The organism is Thermomonas fusca (assembly GCF_005862345.1).
In the GTDB taxonomy this organism is placed as follows: domain Bacteria; phylum Pseudomonadota; class Gammaproteobacteria; order Xanthomonadales; family Xanthomonadaceae; genus Thermomonas; species Thermomonas fusca.
Genome location: NZ_SROY01000002.1, coordinates 256,698 through 271,611, shown reverse-complemented (window position 1 = coordinate 271,611; position 14,914 = coordinate 256,698). Strand labels below are relative to the sequence as shown.

At 70.5% G+C, this 14,914-nt stretch carries 14 protein-coding genes; 7 read left to right on the top strand and 7 right to left on the bottom strand.

Going from position 1 to position 14,914, the window contains the following annotated elements; genetic code table 11:
* The first annotated feature begins 164 nt into the window (after positions 1-164).
* Together E5S66_RS05490 and E5S66_RS05485 are read left to right on the top strand one after the other, a co-directional pair.
* Positions 165-596 carry a CBS domain-containing protein gene (locus E5S66_RS05490; RefSeq protein WP_138348229.1) on the top strand — a complete coding sequence of 144 codons (432 nt, stop codon included), beginning with the start codon at positions 165-167 and terminating at the stop codon, positions 594-596.
* 119 nt (positions 597-715) lie between these two features.
* Complete coding sequence (locus tag E5S66_RS05485; RefSeq protein WP_138348227.1) at positions 716-1,519, top strand: alpha/beta hydrolase family protein; 804 nt, start codon at positions 716-718, stop codon at positions 1,517-1,519.
* Positions 1,520-1,539: 20 nt separating this feature from the next.
* Here E5S66_RS05485 and otsA read toward each other — a convergent pair whose 3' ends face one another.
* The 6 genes from otsA to E5S66_RS05455 form a co-directional block, all read right to left on the bottom strand.
* Positions 1,540-2,916 (bottom strand): alpha,alpha-trehalose-phosphate synthase (UDP-forming), encoded by a 1,377-nt coding sequence (gene otsA / locus E5S66_RS05480; RefSeq protein ID WP_138348695.1) that lies wholly within the window; start codon positions 2,914-2,916, stop codon positions 1,540-1,542.
* Positions 2,913-4,709 (bottom strand): glycoside hydrolase family 15 protein, encoded by a 1,797-nt coding sequence (locus E5S66_RS05475; protein ID WP_138348226.1) that lies wholly within the window; start codon positions 4,707-4,709, stop codon positions 2,913-2,915. The genes otsA and E5S66_RS05475 overlap by 4 nt, the downstream gene beginning before the upstream one ends.
* A complete protein-coding gene (gene otsB, locus E5S66_RS05470; RefSeq protein WP_138348224.1) occupies positions 4,706-5,464 on the bottom strand; it encodes a trehalose-phosphatase in 759 nt (252 codons plus the stop codon). The genes E5S66_RS05475 and otsB overlap by 4 nt, the downstream gene beginning before the upstream one ends.
* A gap of 127 nt (positions 5,465-5,591) precedes the next feature.
* Positions 5,592-6,731, bottom strand: a complete 1,140-nt coding sequence (locus E5S66_RS05465; RefSeq protein ID WP_171033479.1) for a DUF3182 family protein — start codon at positions 6,729-6,731, stop codon at positions 5,592-5,594.
* Between the two features lie 240 nt (positions 6,732-6,971).
* Positions 6,972-7,733: a flagellar brake protein gene (locus tag E5S66_RS05460; RefSeq protein WP_171033478.1), complete on the bottom strand. Its 762-nt coding sequence runs from the start codon at positions 7,731-7,733 to the stop codon at positions 6,972-6,974.
* A 46-nt stretch (positions 7,734-7,779) separates the two neighbouring features.
* The gene (locus tag E5S66_RS05455; RefSeq protein ID WP_138348218.1) at positions 7,780-9,105 is read right to left on the bottom strand and encodes a dicarboxylate/amino acid:cation symporter; all 1,326 of its coding nucleotides are present in this window, start codon (positions 9,103-9,105) and stop codon (positions 7,780-7,782) included.
* A gap of 104 nt (positions 9,106-9,209) precedes the next feature.
* On the opposite strand from E5S66_RS05455, the gene E5S66_RS05450 reads away from it, so the two are divergent.
* Complete coding sequence (locus E5S66_RS05450) at positions 9,210-10,925, top strand: alkaline phosphatase (RefSeq protein WP_138348216.1); 1,716 nt, start codon at positions 9,210-9,212, stop codon at positions 10,923-10,925.
* Positions 10,926-10,977: 52 nt separating this feature from the next.
* On the opposite strand, the gene E5S66_RS05445 is transcribed toward E5S66_RS05450, so the two are convergent.
* Positions 10,978-11,430 carry a CopD family protein gene (locus E5S66_RS05445; RefSeq protein WP_138348214.1) on the bottom strand — a complete coding sequence of 151 codons (453 nt, stop codon included), beginning with the start codon at positions 11,428-11,430 and terminating at the stop codon, positions 10,978-10,980.
* A 117-nt stretch (positions 11,431-11,547) separates the two neighbouring features.
* Between E5S66_RS05445 and E5S66_RS05440 the strand changes: the two genes are divergently transcribed.
* The 4 genes from E5S66_RS05440 to E5S66_RS05425 all read left to right on the top strand — a co-directional run bounded on the left by E5S66_RS05440 (position 11,548) and on the right by E5S66_RS05425 (position 14,874).
* The gene (locus tag E5S66_RS05440; RefSeq protein WP_138348212.1) at positions 11,548-12,141 is read left to right on the top strand and encodes a class I SAM-dependent methyltransferase; all 594 of its coding nucleotides are present in this window, start codon (positions 11,548-11,550) and stop codon (positions 12,139-12,141) included.
* 90 nt (positions 12,142-12,231) lie between these two features.
* The gene (locus E5S66_RS05435) at positions 12,232-13,533 is read left to right on the top strand and encodes a polyhydroxyalkanoate depolymerase (RefSeq protein WP_138348694.1); all 1,302 of its coding nucleotides are present in this window, start codon (positions 12,232-12,234) and stop codon (positions 13,531-13,533) included.
* 33 nt (positions 13,534-13,566) lie between these two features.
* The gene (locus tag E5S66_RS05430) at positions 13,567-14,511 is read left to right on the top strand and encodes a peptidylprolyl isomerase (RefSeq protein WP_425472168.1); all 945 of its coding nucleotides are present in this window, start codon (positions 13,567-13,569) and stop codon (positions 14,509-14,511) included.
* A gap of 69 nt (positions 14,512-14,580) precedes the next feature.
* Positions 14,581-14,874 (top strand): hypothetical protein, encoded by a 294-nt coding sequence (locus E5S66_RS05425; protein ID WP_028838882.1) that lies wholly within the window; start codon positions 14,581-14,583, stop codon positions 14,872-14,874.
* Positions 14,875-14,914: the final 40 nt, after the last annotated feature.

Below are 14,914 nucleotides of genomic sequence, written 5' to 3'. Positions count from 1 at the left end.
CGTGAGGGAAGCGTGCATCCGCTGCTTCCGCGCGCAACGTTTTCGCACCCGGCAAGCGCCGGCGAAAGACCCGCTGAACAAGCCGCGACAAGGGCTGCAACGTTCACGCCACTGCAACCCGCGGCGCGCAATCCTGTGACGCCCCCCCCAGCAGGAGTACGCCCATGCAGAACGTGAGTTCCATCATGACCAGCAACCCCGCCTTCTGTCGTATCGACACGCCGTTGCACGCGGTGGCGCGGCTGATGATCGACAACGACTGCGGCGGCATCCCGGTAGTGGACATGGAAGGCAAGCCGCTGGGCTTCGTGACCGACCGCGACGTCGCCGTGCGGATCGTCGCCACCGGCCATTTCGAAGCCTCCAGCATCGCCGGCGACGCGATGAGCGCGCCGTGCAAGACGGTGAACACCAATACCAGCCTGCAGGAATGCACCAAGCTGATGGAATCGGAAAAGATCCGCCGTGTGCCGATCGTGGACGACGACGGCCGCCTGTCCGGCATCGTGTCGATCGCCGACCTGGCGCTGGCCGGCAAGGACAGCGCGACCGCGGAAGTGGTCAGCGAGGTCTCGAAGCCCGGCCTGCCGCACTGACGGCTGCGCCCACAACCGCCCGGGGAATGTCGATGCAGCACCAGCATGATGGCTGCCGCACGCGCGCCGGCGACGCCCCGCTGGGCGCGAAGTGACGGCGGGCGCGAACGGATTCGGCGATGGACATCCACCTCAACCGGTTTTCCATCGCGGTCGAACCCGACGATGCGGTCGATGCCACCTTGCTGGCGCCGCGGCCGGAGCTGCCCGGCATCCTGTTCGTGCACGGCTGGGGCGGCAACCAGGAGCAGGATCTCAGCCGCGCCAAGCAGCTCGCCGGCCTGGGCAGCGTATGCCTGACCTTCGACCTGCGCGGCCACCGCGCCTACGCCGCGCGCAAGGAAACCATCACCCGCGCGCAGAACCTGCACGACCTCTGCGCCACCTACGACTGGCTGGCGGGCCAGCCGCAGGTGGATGCCGGCGCCATCGCCCTGGTCGGCGTCAGCTACGGCGGCTACCTGGCGGCGCTGCTGTCGGAACTGCGGCCGGTGCGCTGGTTGGCGCTGCGTTCGCCGGCGCTGTACCTGGACCGCGACTGGGACCTGCCGAAGGCACGCCTGCACGACGACCCGGAACTGTTCCGCTACCGTCGCCGCGAGGTGGAAGCCGACGACAACCGCGCACTGCGCGCCTGCGCCGCCTTCACCGGCGATGTCCTGCTGGTGCAGGCCGAACACGACGAGATCGTGCCGCAGCCGGTCATCGACAACTACGCGCGCGCCTTCCACTCGACCCGTTCGCTGACCCGGCGGCTGATTCCGGGCGCCGACCACGGCTTCAGCAGCAAGCCCGCGCAGCGCCAGTACACTGAAGTGCTGGAGGCGTGGATGACCGAAATGATCATCGGTGCGCGCAGCATGATCGCCGCCGGGAAGGTCCGCGACGACAAGCAGCAGCGGCGCGCCGGCCAGGGTCTTTGATCGCCGCGCGCGTTTCGCGGTCAGCTGCGCGGCACGGCCCGCAACGCGGCCAGGAAATCCTCGCACCAGGCGTGGATGTCGTGGCGCGCAACCGGCTCCATCATCGATTGCCAGCGCTCGCGCCGCTCGGCCAGCGGCATCGCCGCGGCGCGCGCGAACGCGTCGGCCACGCCATCCAGATCATAGGGATTCACCAGCAGCGCGCCTTCCAGCTCGGCGGCGGCGCCGGCGAACATCGACAGCAGCAGCACGCCCGGATTCTCCGGGTCCTGCGAAGCCACGTATTCCTTCGCCACCAGGTTCATGCCGTCGCGCAGCGGCGTGACCACGCCGATCGCCGCCAGCCGGTAGAACCCGGTCAGGGTGGCGTGGGCGAAGTTGCGGTTGACATAGCGCAGCGGCGTCCACTCCGGGTCGGCGTGGGTGCCGTTGATGTGGCCGGCGATGCCTTCCAGCTGGTCGCGCAGCAGCCGGTATTCCTGCACCTCGCCGCGCGAGACCGGCGCGATCTGCAGGAAGGTCATGCGGCCGCGGTCATCGGGATAACGCTCGAGGTAGCGCGCGAAGCCGCGGAAGCGCTCGGGCAGGCCCTTCGAATAATCCAGCCGGTCCACCCCGATGGCCAGTTCGCGCCCGCCCATGCTCGCCTGCAGCTGGCGCACCGCCGGCTTCGACACCGCCGCCGCGGCCTGGCTGGCGATCCGCCGCGCATCGATGCCGATCGGGAACGCGCCGACCCGCACGCTGCGTCCGTCGGCCAGGCGCAGGCCATCCTCGCCGACGAGGGTGGCGCCGCCGAACAGCCGCGCGTAGCTGCGGAAGCGCTCGGCGTCGCGCCGGGTCTGGAAGCCGACCAGGTCGTGCGCGTACAGCGCGCCGAACAGCAGCGCGTGGTCCGGCAGCGAGGCGGCGATGTCCGCCGACGGCATCGGCACGTGCAGGAAGAAACCGATCCGGCAGCGGATGCCGCGCTCGCGCAGCATCGCCGCCAGCGGGATCAGGTGGTAGTCGTGGATCCAAACGGTATCGTCGTCGCGCAGCAGCGGCGCCAGCCGCTCGGCGAACAGCGCGTTGACGCGGCGGTAGCCGACGCGCGTTTCGCGCGCGTAGTCCACCAGGTCCAGGCGGAAGTGCAGCAGCGGCCACAGCGTGCGGTTGGAGAAGCCGTTGTAGTAGGCGGCCACGTCCTGCCGCGACAAGTCGAGGGTGACGTAGCGGATGCCGCGCTCGGTCTGCTCGTGCAGCGCGCCGCTGTCCTCGCGCACGCTCTTGCCGCTCCAGCCGAACCACAGCCCGCCGCGCGCGGCCAAGGCCGCCTGCAGCCCCACCGCCAGCCCGCCGGCTGCGCTCTCGCCGGGCAGCGCCACCCGGTTGGAGACCACCACCAGCCGGCTCACAGCGCGTCCGTCCACGGCCGCGACAGCCGCATCGCCGCCATGATCAGGCCCACGTGCGAATACGCCTGCGGGAAATTGCCCCAGGCCTCGCCGTCCTCGAAGGCCATGTCCTCCGACAGCAGGCCGAGGTGGTTGCGGCGCGCCAGCACGCGTTCGAACAGCTGCCGCGCCTCGTCGTGGCGGCCGATCGCCGCCAGCGCATCGATGTACCAGAACATGCAGATAGTGAAGCTGGTTTCCGGCACCCCGAAGTCATCGGCGGCGACGTAGCGGAACAGCCCGTCGCCGCGCTTGAGTTCGCGCCCGATCGCTTCCACCGTGGCGACGTAGCGCGGGTCGTCGGCCGGCACCAGGCCGATGTCGGCCAGCAGCAGCAGCGAGGCGTCCAGATAGGTGCTGTCGAAGGAGGCGCTGAACCAGCCGACGTCGTCGCGCCAGGCGCGTTCCAGCACCTTGGCGCGGACGATTTCCGCGCGCTCGCGCCAGTAGCCCGAGCGTTCCGCCAGCCCCAGCCTTGCCGCGACCCGCGCCAGCCGGTCGCAGGCCGCCCAGCACATCGCCGCGGTATAGGTATGCACCTCGGCGCGACCGCGGAATTCCCACAGCCCCGCGTCGGGCACGTCGTGCAGGGCGAACGCGCGCTCGCCCAGCGGCTCCAGCCGGGCGAAGGTGGCGATGTCGCCGGGATCGGCCAGGCGCTGGTCGAAGAACAGCTGGGTGGTCGCCAGCACCACGCTGCCGTACACGTCGTGCTGCTTCTGCAGCCAGGCCAGGTTGCCGCGCCGCACCGGCCCGGCGCCGCGGTAGCCGGCCAGCGATTCGATTTCCTCTTCGTGCAGCGCGGTTTCGAAGGCGACCCCGTACAACGGCTGCAGGCTGCCGTCGTGGGTGGCGATGTCGAAGATGTAGCGTAGGAATTCTTCCATGCTGCGGGTCGCGCCCAGCCGGTTGAGCACGCGCACCACGAAGCCGGCATCGCGCAGCCAGCAATAGCGGTAGTCCCAGTTGCGCGACGAGCCCGGCGCCTCCGGGATCGAGGTGGTCATCGCCGCGATGATCGCGCCGCTGTCCTCGTACTGGCACAGCTTCAGGGTGATGGCGCTGCGGATCACCGCGTCCTGCCATTCCAGCGGGATCGACAGGTAGCGCACCCATTCGCGCCAGTAATCCAGGGTGCGGTTCAGCGCTTCCTCGACGTAGCCGTCGATCGAGCGCGCCAGCGGTTCGTCCGGCCCCAGCACCAGGTGCAGGCGGTGGTTGAGCACGAACGAAAGCTGTTCGCGGACGAAGCGCACCGGCACGTCGGTGGTCAGCCGCAGGGTCATCTGCGGCAGCAGCCAGCGGAGGTGGTTGCTGCCCCAGGTGCTGTCCGGGATGCGCGCGCCCCAGTCCGCCAGCGGCCGCGCCCGCACCCGGATGCGCGGCGTGCCGGCCAGCGGGGTGATCCGCCGCACCAGCGACACCGGACGGTAGAAGCGCGCGTTCTGGTGCCAGCGCGGGGCGAAGTCGATGATCTCCACCGAGCCGCCGCGACTGTCGTGCAGCACCGTGCGCAGCACCGCGGTATTGGCGATGTAGTGCTGCTCGGCCCGCTCGAAGTCTTCCAGCTCGATGGCGAAGTCGCCGCCCGGATGTTGGCGCGGCGACAGCAGCGCGCAAAAAGCAGGGTCGCCGTCGAACGCCGGCAGGCAGCCCCAGACCACCCGCGCCTGCGCATCGATCAGCGCGGCGAAACTGCCGTTGCCGACCACGCCGAGGTCGAGGCTCTGCGCCGTTGGAGTGTCTTCGTTCATGCCGCCTCCTGCAGCCAGCGCCGCACGGCGGCCGGGTCGGCCAGCCGGTGTGTCGCCAGCGTCGGCTGGCGGTTGCCGACCACGATGCTGATGCCGTCGCGCCGGTTGACCAGCGCGAAGCCGTGCTCGTCGGTGAGATCGTCGCCGGCAAACACCGGCCGCCGCCCGGCGAACGGCGGCTGGGCCAGGAACGCCGCGATCGCGGCGCCCTTGTCGGCGCCGTCCGGGCGCAGCTCCAGCACGCAATCGCCCGGCTGCAGCCGGTAGCCCGGCAGCCGTGCCAGCGCCAGCGCGGCGAAAGCACGCACGCGCGGCTCCGCTTCCGGCTCGGCGCGCCAGTGCAATGCCAGCGCGCGGCCCTTGTCTTCCACCCGCGCGCGCGGATGCGCGGCCAGCCACGCACGCGCATCGGCCACCACCGCGGCCCAGGCCGCCGGCTCGACCGCAGCCGCGGGCTCCGCCTGCGGCAGGGCCGCGCCGCGCAGCTCCACCCCGTGCAGCCCGCCCGCCGGAAACCGCGCCGGCGCGAACAGCCGGTCGATGCCGGCGATGCCACGCCCGCTCACCAGCGCCAGCGCGCCGTCGAGCCGCTGCGCGATCAGCGCAAGCTGCGTCGACAGCGACGGCGGCACGCGGACCAGGTCGGGATCGTCCTCGAATTCGAGCAGGCAACCGTCCACGTCGAGGAACAGTGCCCAATGCTCGGACAGCGGCGGTGGTGCGGGCAAGGGTGCGTCGGTCTCGGCAGCGGGCATGGGGGTACCGGAAGGGAACATGCTGCGGCGCCGCCGGCGATCTCGGGCGATGGCGGACGGCACGCTGCTGCAGTTGTACCCGGCCGGGTGTTGCGGAAATGTCATGCCGCGCGGGCGCGACGGCGACTCACGCCGCCAGGCCGGCGCTTTCCTCCTCGACGATGCGCGCGTACTTGCACGGCGAACGCGCGTCGCCGCGCCATGTCATTACCGCGCCCGCCGGGACGCGCTCGCCGGCGAAGCTTTCCACGGTTTCGGCCACCACCCGTTGCAGCCCCGGCAGCAGGGTGAAGCGTTCGATCGCCAGCAGTTCGGCCATGCTCGCGCCGCCGAAGCGCCACGACTGTTCCAGCACCCCGTGGTGCCGCCGCCCCAACCGGTCGACCCCGGCAATCACGTCGTAGTTGCAGCGGCTGGCCACCACCCCGTAGGCATGGCGGATGACCGCGTCGTAGCGGCTGGCCGCCTGCACCGCGGTGCGCGCCTTGCCCGGGCGCTGGGTCGCTTCCAGCTCGGCGAAGCCGCCGCGCACCACCTCCAGCCGCGAGCCGCCGTACCCGGCCACGCCCTGCGGGGTGATGAGGTTGCGCTGGGTGCCGACATAGGCGATGCGATGCCCGCCCGGCAGGGTGCTGAAGCCGACGCTGAAGGTGGTCGATTCGGCGAGGTCGCGTTCCAGTACCAGCCCCTGCTGCAGCGACTGCGGCGATGCCGCATCCAGCCAGTTGCCCAGTTCCTCTCCGCTGCGGACCACGCGCTGGCCCTGCCCGCCGCGCTCCTGCGGGTGCTTCAGGCGCACCGCGCCGCCGCGCAGCAGTTCCAGCCCGGCGGCCAACGCGTCATCGCGGCAGAACACCGACCAGCCCGGCAGCGTGCAGTCCTCCAGGCCGATGATGTCGATCCAGCCCTTCGGCGCCGCGGCGCGACGGCCGCGGCGCGGATGGCTGACCAGCTTGGTGGCGACCCAGGCCGCCGGCACGATCCCGCCCCACAGCTGGCTGCCGTCGCTGACGCCCAGCGCCGACGCTTCGGGCCGCAACAACGTGGAGGAGGGAATCCAGTAGCGGCCGCACGGAGGCAGCGGCGCTGCCGCCGCCACCCGCCGGGCGCCGAACAGCTCGGCCAGCCGGCCGGCCGCGCATTGCAGCACCGCCAGCTCGTGCGGGTCGCGCCCGTCGCCGCATTCCGCCACCGAAATCTCGACCGGCAGCGCCGACCACCGGGTTGCCGTCGTCCTCGTCACCTGCTGCCGCAGCGTTGCAGTCATCCCGATGTCCTCGTGCGTGGTCAGCGGACTTGAAAACGCCGCCTTGCCTCGGGATTGTGGCGAGGCGTGGATGACGGGAATCCCACCAAACGCCGCCCCCTGCAGCGCCGGTAGTGCAGATTTTTCCCCCTTTCGCAGAATGTTCAGGGAACCCGGCCTCATTTCTCACCGGACCATCGCGTCCGTCCGGCAACAAAAAACCCGCCAGCGGCGGGTTCCGGAAATGCCTGTCCTGCCGCGCTATTCCAGCCCGCGCCGGCGCGCCAGCTGGTCGCGATCCAGCTGCATCAGGTAGCGGAACAGCTTGCGCTGCGCCGCGGGAGTAAGCCCGACGAACTCGCAGCCGGCCTGCGCCGCGTCATAGCCGATATGGCCGCGCGTCAGCACGTGGCGGATCTGCAGGTTCACTTCCACCTCGCCGATATCCGGCAGCTCGATCCGGCAGCCCTCCAGCACGTCGCCGGTCTTGAACGTGGCTTCCGCGCGGGTTGCAACGATGGCCAGCCCGCCGCCGCCGATGTCGCGGATGCTGGCCCGGACCTCATGGCCGCCGTCGGGCAGGCGCAGGTGACAGACCAGAGTGCCGCTGGGCGGTTCGCGCCGCATGAACTCGCGCCGCTGCAGATACAGCATCCGCGCCGGCAATGACAGCCGCAGCGCCGGCTTGTCCTCGAAGCTGTCCAGCCAGGCCGGGCCGGCGGAAAAACGCAGCGCGGCGCGGTCGATGCTGCCTTCGATGCGCAGCAGGTGCGCGCCCATCCAGTCATCCAGCAGCTTGCGGCTGGACGGCACGTCGATCCACAGCGAGGCCTCGTCCACCCGCAGCAGCATGGTCGCCATGCTGTGGTCGCTGCCTTCCGCGCGCACCGTCAGCGCACAGCGTTCGCCCGCCAGCCGCTGCAGGTGGTGGCGGATCTCGCCGAGGTCGTGGACGTAGAACTTGTCGTAATAGCCGTCCAGGTCGGCCGCGTCCAGCTCGGAAGGGGGCGAAACTTCGCTCATCATCCAAGCTTAACGGCTCGCCGGCGGCGATGCTTGATCGCGGCGCTCACTCCGCGTCGGCCAGGTCGCCCTCGCGCACCCCGACATTGGTGGGCGCCGCTTCGTAGATGTCCCGGTCCAGCAGCCCGGTTTCCCGCGCCACCAGCACCGGCACCAGGATCTGCCCGGTCACGTTGGTCATGGTGCGCATCATGTCCAGCACGCGGTCGATGGCATACAGGTAGCCGATGGTTTCCAGCGGCAGCCCGGCCGCGCTCAGCACCACCGTGGCCATGATCACCGCCGTGCCGGGCACGCCGGCGGTGCCGAAACTGCCCAGCACCGAGGCCAGCGCGATGATCAGGTACTGCGACAGCGACAGCTCGATCCCGGCGTACTGCGAAATGAACACCGCCGCCAGCGCCGGGTAGATCGCGCCGCAGCCGTCCATCTTGATGGTCGCGCCCAACGGCACCGCGAACGCCGCGTAGTCCTTGTCGACGCCCAGGTTGTGGGTGACGCTGCGCAGCGACGCCGGCAGCGCGGCATAGCTGCTCGACGCCACGAACGCCACCTGCATGCCCGGCGCGGCGCCGCGGAAGAACTTCAGCGGATTCAGGCCGTGCGCCAGCAAAAGGCCGCTGTACACCACCACGATGTGGAAGGCGCAGGCAAGGTACAACGCCACCACGAAGCTCAGCAGCGGGCGCAGCTGCTCGAAGCCGTAGCCGCCCACCAGCGCGGCGATCAGGCCGAAGGTGCCGAACGGGGTGAACTCCAGCACGTAGCGGGTCACCTGGATCATCACGTCGCTGGCTTCGCCCACCAGCTTGCGCACCCCCGTGACCTTGTCGCCCAGCTTGACCATCGCGAAGCCGACCAGGCCGGCGAAGAAGATCACCTGCAGCACGGTGCCGCTGCGCGGCACCAGCACCTTGGTGCCGTCGGCCAGCTTGGCGGTGGCGGCGCCGCCCAGCGCCTGGAACGGGTTGGCCGGCACCAGGTTGAGCAGCATGTCCAGCGCGCCCGGCACGTCCTTGGGCTTGTAGTCGGAGGCGATCTGCAGCACGCCGACGCCGCTGCCGGGCTGGATGATCCAGCCGAACAGCAGGCCCACGCCCACCGCCAGCACGGCGGTGAAGGCGAACCAGGCGAAGGTGCGGCCGGCCAGCGCGGCGATCGACTTCTGCCCGCTCAGCGAGGCCACCGCGTTGATCACCGCGAAGAACACCAGCGGCACCGCGATCATCATGATCAGGGTGACGTAGAGGTCGCCGATCGGCCCGAACCAGGTTTCCGCATCCTTGCCGAACGCCCAGCCGGCCAGCGCACCGAACACGAAGCCCAGCACCACGCGCTTCCAGAACTTGATGCGGAACCACCAGTCGAACATGCGCGTAACCCCGGGAAAGACCGTCGAACGATACCGGAGCGCCGCCCCGGCGTCAGCGCCATCCGCGCAACACTGCGGACATGGTGACCATTCATAATGGCGCGATGACCAATCTGCATCTGCGCCTGCTGCCGCTTGCCTGCGGCCTGACCCTCGCCGCCTGCGCCGGCACCCCGCCTGCGATCGCGCCGCCCGCCGCCAACGTGATGGTGGAAGTGCCGGCAGTCGTCCATCCCGGCGGCGAAACGCCGGCCTGGTGGTATCGCAACGGCGCCGCGCAGGCCGCGCAGCGCGGCGCCATGGCCGGCCGCGCCCGCAACGTGATCGTGTTCCTCGGCGACGGCATGAGCCTGGCCACGGTGGCCGCCGCGCGCATCCTCGAAGGCCAGCGCAACGGCGGCAGCGGCGAGGAGCATCTGTTGTCGTGGGAAAGCTTCCCCGCCACCGCGCTGGCCAAGACCTACAACACCGATGCGCAGACCCCCGATTCGGCCGGCACCATGACCGCCATCACCACCGGGGTGAAATCGCACATGGGCGCCATCGGCGTGCATGCCGGCGACAAGAACGACTGCGCCGGCAGCCTGGGCAAGCACGCGCAGACCTGGCTCGAATTGGCCGACGCCGCCGGCATGGCCACCGGCATCGTCACCACCTCCCGGATCACCCACGCCACCCCGGCCGCCACCTACGCGCATGTACCCAACCGCAACTGGGAGAACGATGCCGCGCTGCCGGCAAACGCGGTGGCCGAAGGCTGCAAGGACATCGCCCGCCAGCTGATCGAGGCGACGCAGGACGGGCGCGGCCCATCCATCGTGCTGGGCGGGGGGCGCAAGGAATTCCTCACCAGCGCGCAGGCCGACCCGCAGCAGCCCGACAAGCACGGCCTGCGCCGCGACGGCCGCGACCTGATCGCCGAATGGCAGCGCGCCCACCCGCAGGGCGCGTATGCCACCAGCGCCGCGCAGCTCGCCGCCACGGCCGGCGCGCCCAGCGTGCTGGGCCTGTTCAACCACGACCACATGCAGTACGACCGCGACCGCATCGCCAGCGGCGCAGGCGAACCCAGCCTGGCGGAAATGACCCGCACCGCCATCGCCCATCTGTCGGGCAAGGGCGAGGGCTACGTGTTGATGGTGGAAGCCGCGCGCATCGACATGGCCCACCACGAGGGCAATGCGTTCCGCGCGCTCGACGACACCATCGCGCTCTCCGACGCGGTGCGCGCGGCGATGCAGGCAACCTCCGCCGACGACACCCTGATCCTGGTGACGGCCGACCACGCGCACACCCTCGGCTTCGTCGGCTATCCCGCCCGCGGCAACCCGATCCTGGGCAAGGTGCGCGGCAGCAACAGCTTCGACGGCGAGCCGGGCAAGCTGGCGCTGGATCTCGATGGCCAGCCCTACACCACCCTCGTCTACGCCAACGGCCCCGGCAACACCGGCGCCAGCGACGCCCAGCCTGCCGGCCCCAAGCGCTACCCGCACTGGCCGAAGCAGCAGCTCGCGCCCGCCAGCGGCCGCCCGGACCTGGCCGACGTTGACACCACCGACCCGGATTACCTGCAGGAAGCGCTGGTGCCACTGGGCGCCGAAAGCCATGGCGGCGACGATGTCGGCGTCTGGGCACGCGGCCCGGGCAGCCAGGCCGTGCGCGGCACGCTGGAGCAGAACGCGCTGTACCACATCATCGTGCAGGCCACCCCGCGCCTGCGCGCGACGCTGTGCGCGAAGCGGCTGTGCGACGGCAACGGCGTGCCGGTGGAGCTGCCGCGGATCGAAACCTTCCGTCAGCCGCCGCCGGCCCGGCCCTGACCGGGATCCGGCTTCGCGAGTGCTGTCCGTACGCCGCGAAGCCGACGGCGGATCAGAACGGCTTGGCCAGCACCAGCCAGACGATCGCCACCAGCGCCGGCAGCGGCAGCTCGTTGAACCAGCGCAGCGCCTTGCCCGACGGCAGCGTCCGGCCGCGCTCGACGCCCTTCAGCCAGCGCCCGCTGACGATGTAGAACGCGAACAGCAGCACCACCAGACCCAGCTTGGCATGCAGCCACGCGGTGCCCGCGCCGACCATGGTCGGGAACGCCGGCAGCACCCGGTAGCCCAGCCACAGCACCAGCCCCAGCACGAACGCGATGCCGAACATCACGTGGCCGAAGCGGTACAGCCGCCGCCCCATCAACAGCAGCCGCGCGCGCACCTCCTGCGACTCGCCGGCCTCGGCGATGTTGACCAGGATCCGCGGCAGGTAGAACACCGCCGCCATCCAGGCGATCACGAACACCAGGTGGAAGGTCTTGGTCAGCAGGTAGTAGGCCATGCGGTCGCTCCGGAATGTTTCAATTCGCCGTGCCCGCGCGGGCGCGGGCCGATGCGCCTTCGCCGCCGCCGCTGGCGCGACCCTCGACGATGACAACCGGCGGATGATACGCACACGATGACCAAGACCTACGACCGCGCCTACTTCGACCGCTGGTACCGCCACGGCGGCATCGGCCACGCCGCGCGGCTGGCGCGCAAGGTGGCGCTGGCGGTGGCGACCGCCGAATACCACCTGGAGCGGCCGATCCGCAGCGTGCTGGACATCGGCTGCGGCGAGGGTGCGTGGCGCGCGCCGCTGCTGAAGCTGCGCCCGCACGCGCAGTACCTGGGCTTCGACAGCAGCGACTACGCCATCGCCCGCCATGGCCGCCGCCGCAACCTGCACCACGCGCGCTTCGCCGATTTCGAGCATCTTCGCCCCTGCCCGCCCGCAGACCTGCTGGTCTGCAGCGACGTGCTGCATTACCTGGACACCCGCGAACTCGACCGCGGCCTGCCCGCGCTGGCCGAGCTGTGCGGCGGCGTGGCCTTCATCGAGGCGTTCGCCCGCGGCGACGGCGCGGAGGGCGACGAACACGGCTTCAAGCAGCGCAGCGCAGCGTTCTATCGCCAGCGCCTGCGCGCGCTTGGTCTGCGCCCGCTGGGTTCGCACTGCTGGCTGTCGCCGGCGCTGGTGCCGCACGCCACCGCGCTGGAACTGCCGGACTGATCGGCGGAACCGGGATAGCGATCACGGCCCCGTCATTCCCATGGGTTATGCTGCACTGCCGCAATCCGGGGCGACCCAAGACTCACCATGCTGCTGTACCAACTGCACGAATTCTGGCGGGCGGGCCTTGCGCCCTATACCTATTGGGCCGACGCCGGCGCGAAGATGTATTCCGCGCAGGACAGCTGGCTGTCGGCGCTGCCCGGCGCACCCCGCACCGCGGCCGCGTTCGAGTTGATGTACCGGCTGGGCAAGGATTACGAGAAGCCCGAATTCGGCATCCACCAGATCGAGGTGGAAGGCCTGTCGATCCCGGTGGTCGAGCGCGTGGCGCTGGAGAAGCCGTTCTGCCGGCTGCTGCGCTTCAAGCGCTACCACGACCAGGCCGACGGCCTGGCGCGGATGAAGGACGACCCCACCGTGCTGGTTGTCGCCCCGCTGTCCGGCCACCACGCCACCCTGCTGCGCGACACCGTGCGCACCCTGCTGGCCGACCACAAGGTCTACATCACCGACTGGACCGACGCGCGCATGGTGCCCGCCAGCGAAGGCGCGTTCACCCTCGACGACTACATCGCCTACGTGCAGGAGTTCATCCGCCACATCGGCGTCGAGCGCCTGCACGTGATCAGCGTCTGCCAGCCCACCGTGCCGGTGCTGGCGGCGATCTCGCTGATGGCGGCGCGCGGCGAGGCGCTGCCGAAGTCGATGACGATGATGGGCGGGCCGATCGACACCCGCCAGTCGCCCACCTCGGTCAACAACCTCGCCACCCGCCAGCCGCTGTGGTGGTTCGAGAACAACGTCATCCACACCGTGCCGGCCAACTATCCAGGCGCCGGCCGCCGCGTGTACCCGGGCTTCCTGCAGCACCTCGGCTTCGTGGCGATGAACCCGGAGCGTCACTCGACCTCGCACTGGGACTTCTACCAGGACCTGGTCAAGGGCGACCTCAGTTCGGCGCAGTCGCACCGCAAGTTCTATGACGAGTACAACGCGGTGCTCGACATGCCCGCCGAGTACTACCTCGACACCATCCGCACCGTGTTCCAGCAGCAGCTGCTGCCGCGTGGGCTGTGGGACGTGGCCGGCGAGCGGGTCGACCCCTCGAAGATCCAGGGCTGCGCCCTGCTCACCATCGAGGGTGAGCTGGACGACATTTCCGGGCAGGGCCAGACCCGCGCCGCGCACGAGCTGTGCACCGGCATCGCCGACGCCGACCGCAAGCACCTGACCGTGGCCGGGGCCGGCCACTACGGCATCTTCAGCGGCCGCCGCTGGCGCACCCAGGTGTATCCGCAGGTGCGCGCCTTCATCGCCGCGCATGCCGGCAAGCCCACCGCGCCGGCGGTGAAGGCACCGCCCGCGAAAAAGGCCACGCCGCGCCGCTGACCTGCGCACCGGCGGCACCGCTGGCGGCTATGCTTGCCGCTTTCGCCGAGGATGACCGCCATGCGCCACGCCCTGCTCGCCTTCGCCGTTGCCGCCACCATCGCGGTACCCGCCATCGCCGCGGACGGCGCTCAGCCGCCCAAGCGCAAGTCGGCGCAGGAGATCATCGACGCCGCCCCGGCCAGCGCCTGGCGCAGCCTCGACCCGGCCAACACCCTGTACATGGAGCTGCCGTCCGGGCGGGTGGTGATCGAGCTGGCGCCGGGCTTCGCGCCCGAGCACGTGGCCAACATCAAGGCGATGGCCAAGGGCGGCTTCTGGGACGGGCTGACCATCTACCGCTCGCAGGACAATTTCGTGGTCCAGTTCGGCGATCCCGACGGCGAGGAAGCCGGCAAGGCCAAGCCCTACCCGGCCGGCACCAGGACCCATCTGCCGGCGGAATTCACCCGCAGCGACAAGGGCGTGCGCTTCGACCGCCTTCCCGACGTGGACGGCTGGGCGCCGCAGGTCGGCTTCGCCGACGGCATGCCGGCCGCGCGCGACCCCAAGACCGGCAAGCTGTGGATGGCCCACTGCTACGGCGTGCTCGGCGCCGGCCGCAACAGCGCGCCCGACAGCAGCATCGGCGCCGAACTCTACGTCGTCATCGGCCAGGCCCCGCGCGCGCTGGACCACCAGCTGACCGTGGTGGGCCGGGTGGTCAAGGGCATGGAACTGCTCAGCGTGACCCCGCGCGGGCCGGCGCCGATGGGCTTCTACGAGAAGCCGGAACAGCGCGCGCCGATCGTGTCGATCAAGCTGGCCAGCGAGGTGCCCGAGGCGCAGCGCACCCCGCTGCAGCTGCTGCGCACCGACAGCCAGGCGTTCATCGACGCCACCGAGGCGCGCCGCAACCGGGTGGACGACTTCTACACCCAGCCTGCCGGCCACATCGACCTGTGCAACGTCAGCCTGCCGGTGCGCCCGGCCCCGTGAGCGGCGCCATCACCCGGCGTTCGCCTGGCTCCGCCTAGCCTGCGCCTTCCTTCCCTGGAAACCGCCACCATGCCCATGATGCGCATCCGCCTGACCGGCAGCGAGGACGATGTCCGCGCGATCAGCAACCTGTTGCAGAGCCTGGACGGCATCGAGCACGTCGAGGAAGTCGACGACCTGATGCCGCACATGGACGACGCCGATTCCAGCTCGGCGGGGCTGAGCGACGTCGAGGGGCCGGATACCCATGAACTCGAGATCGACGCACCCAACGCGGCGGCCGCGCAGAAGGTGCGGCAGACGGTGGAGGCGCTGGCGTTCGACCTCGACGTGGTCGCCGAATTCGAACAGGACGAAGGCTGAGGCCACCCGCAGCGCCACCGGCCTGTGCATCACGAACGGA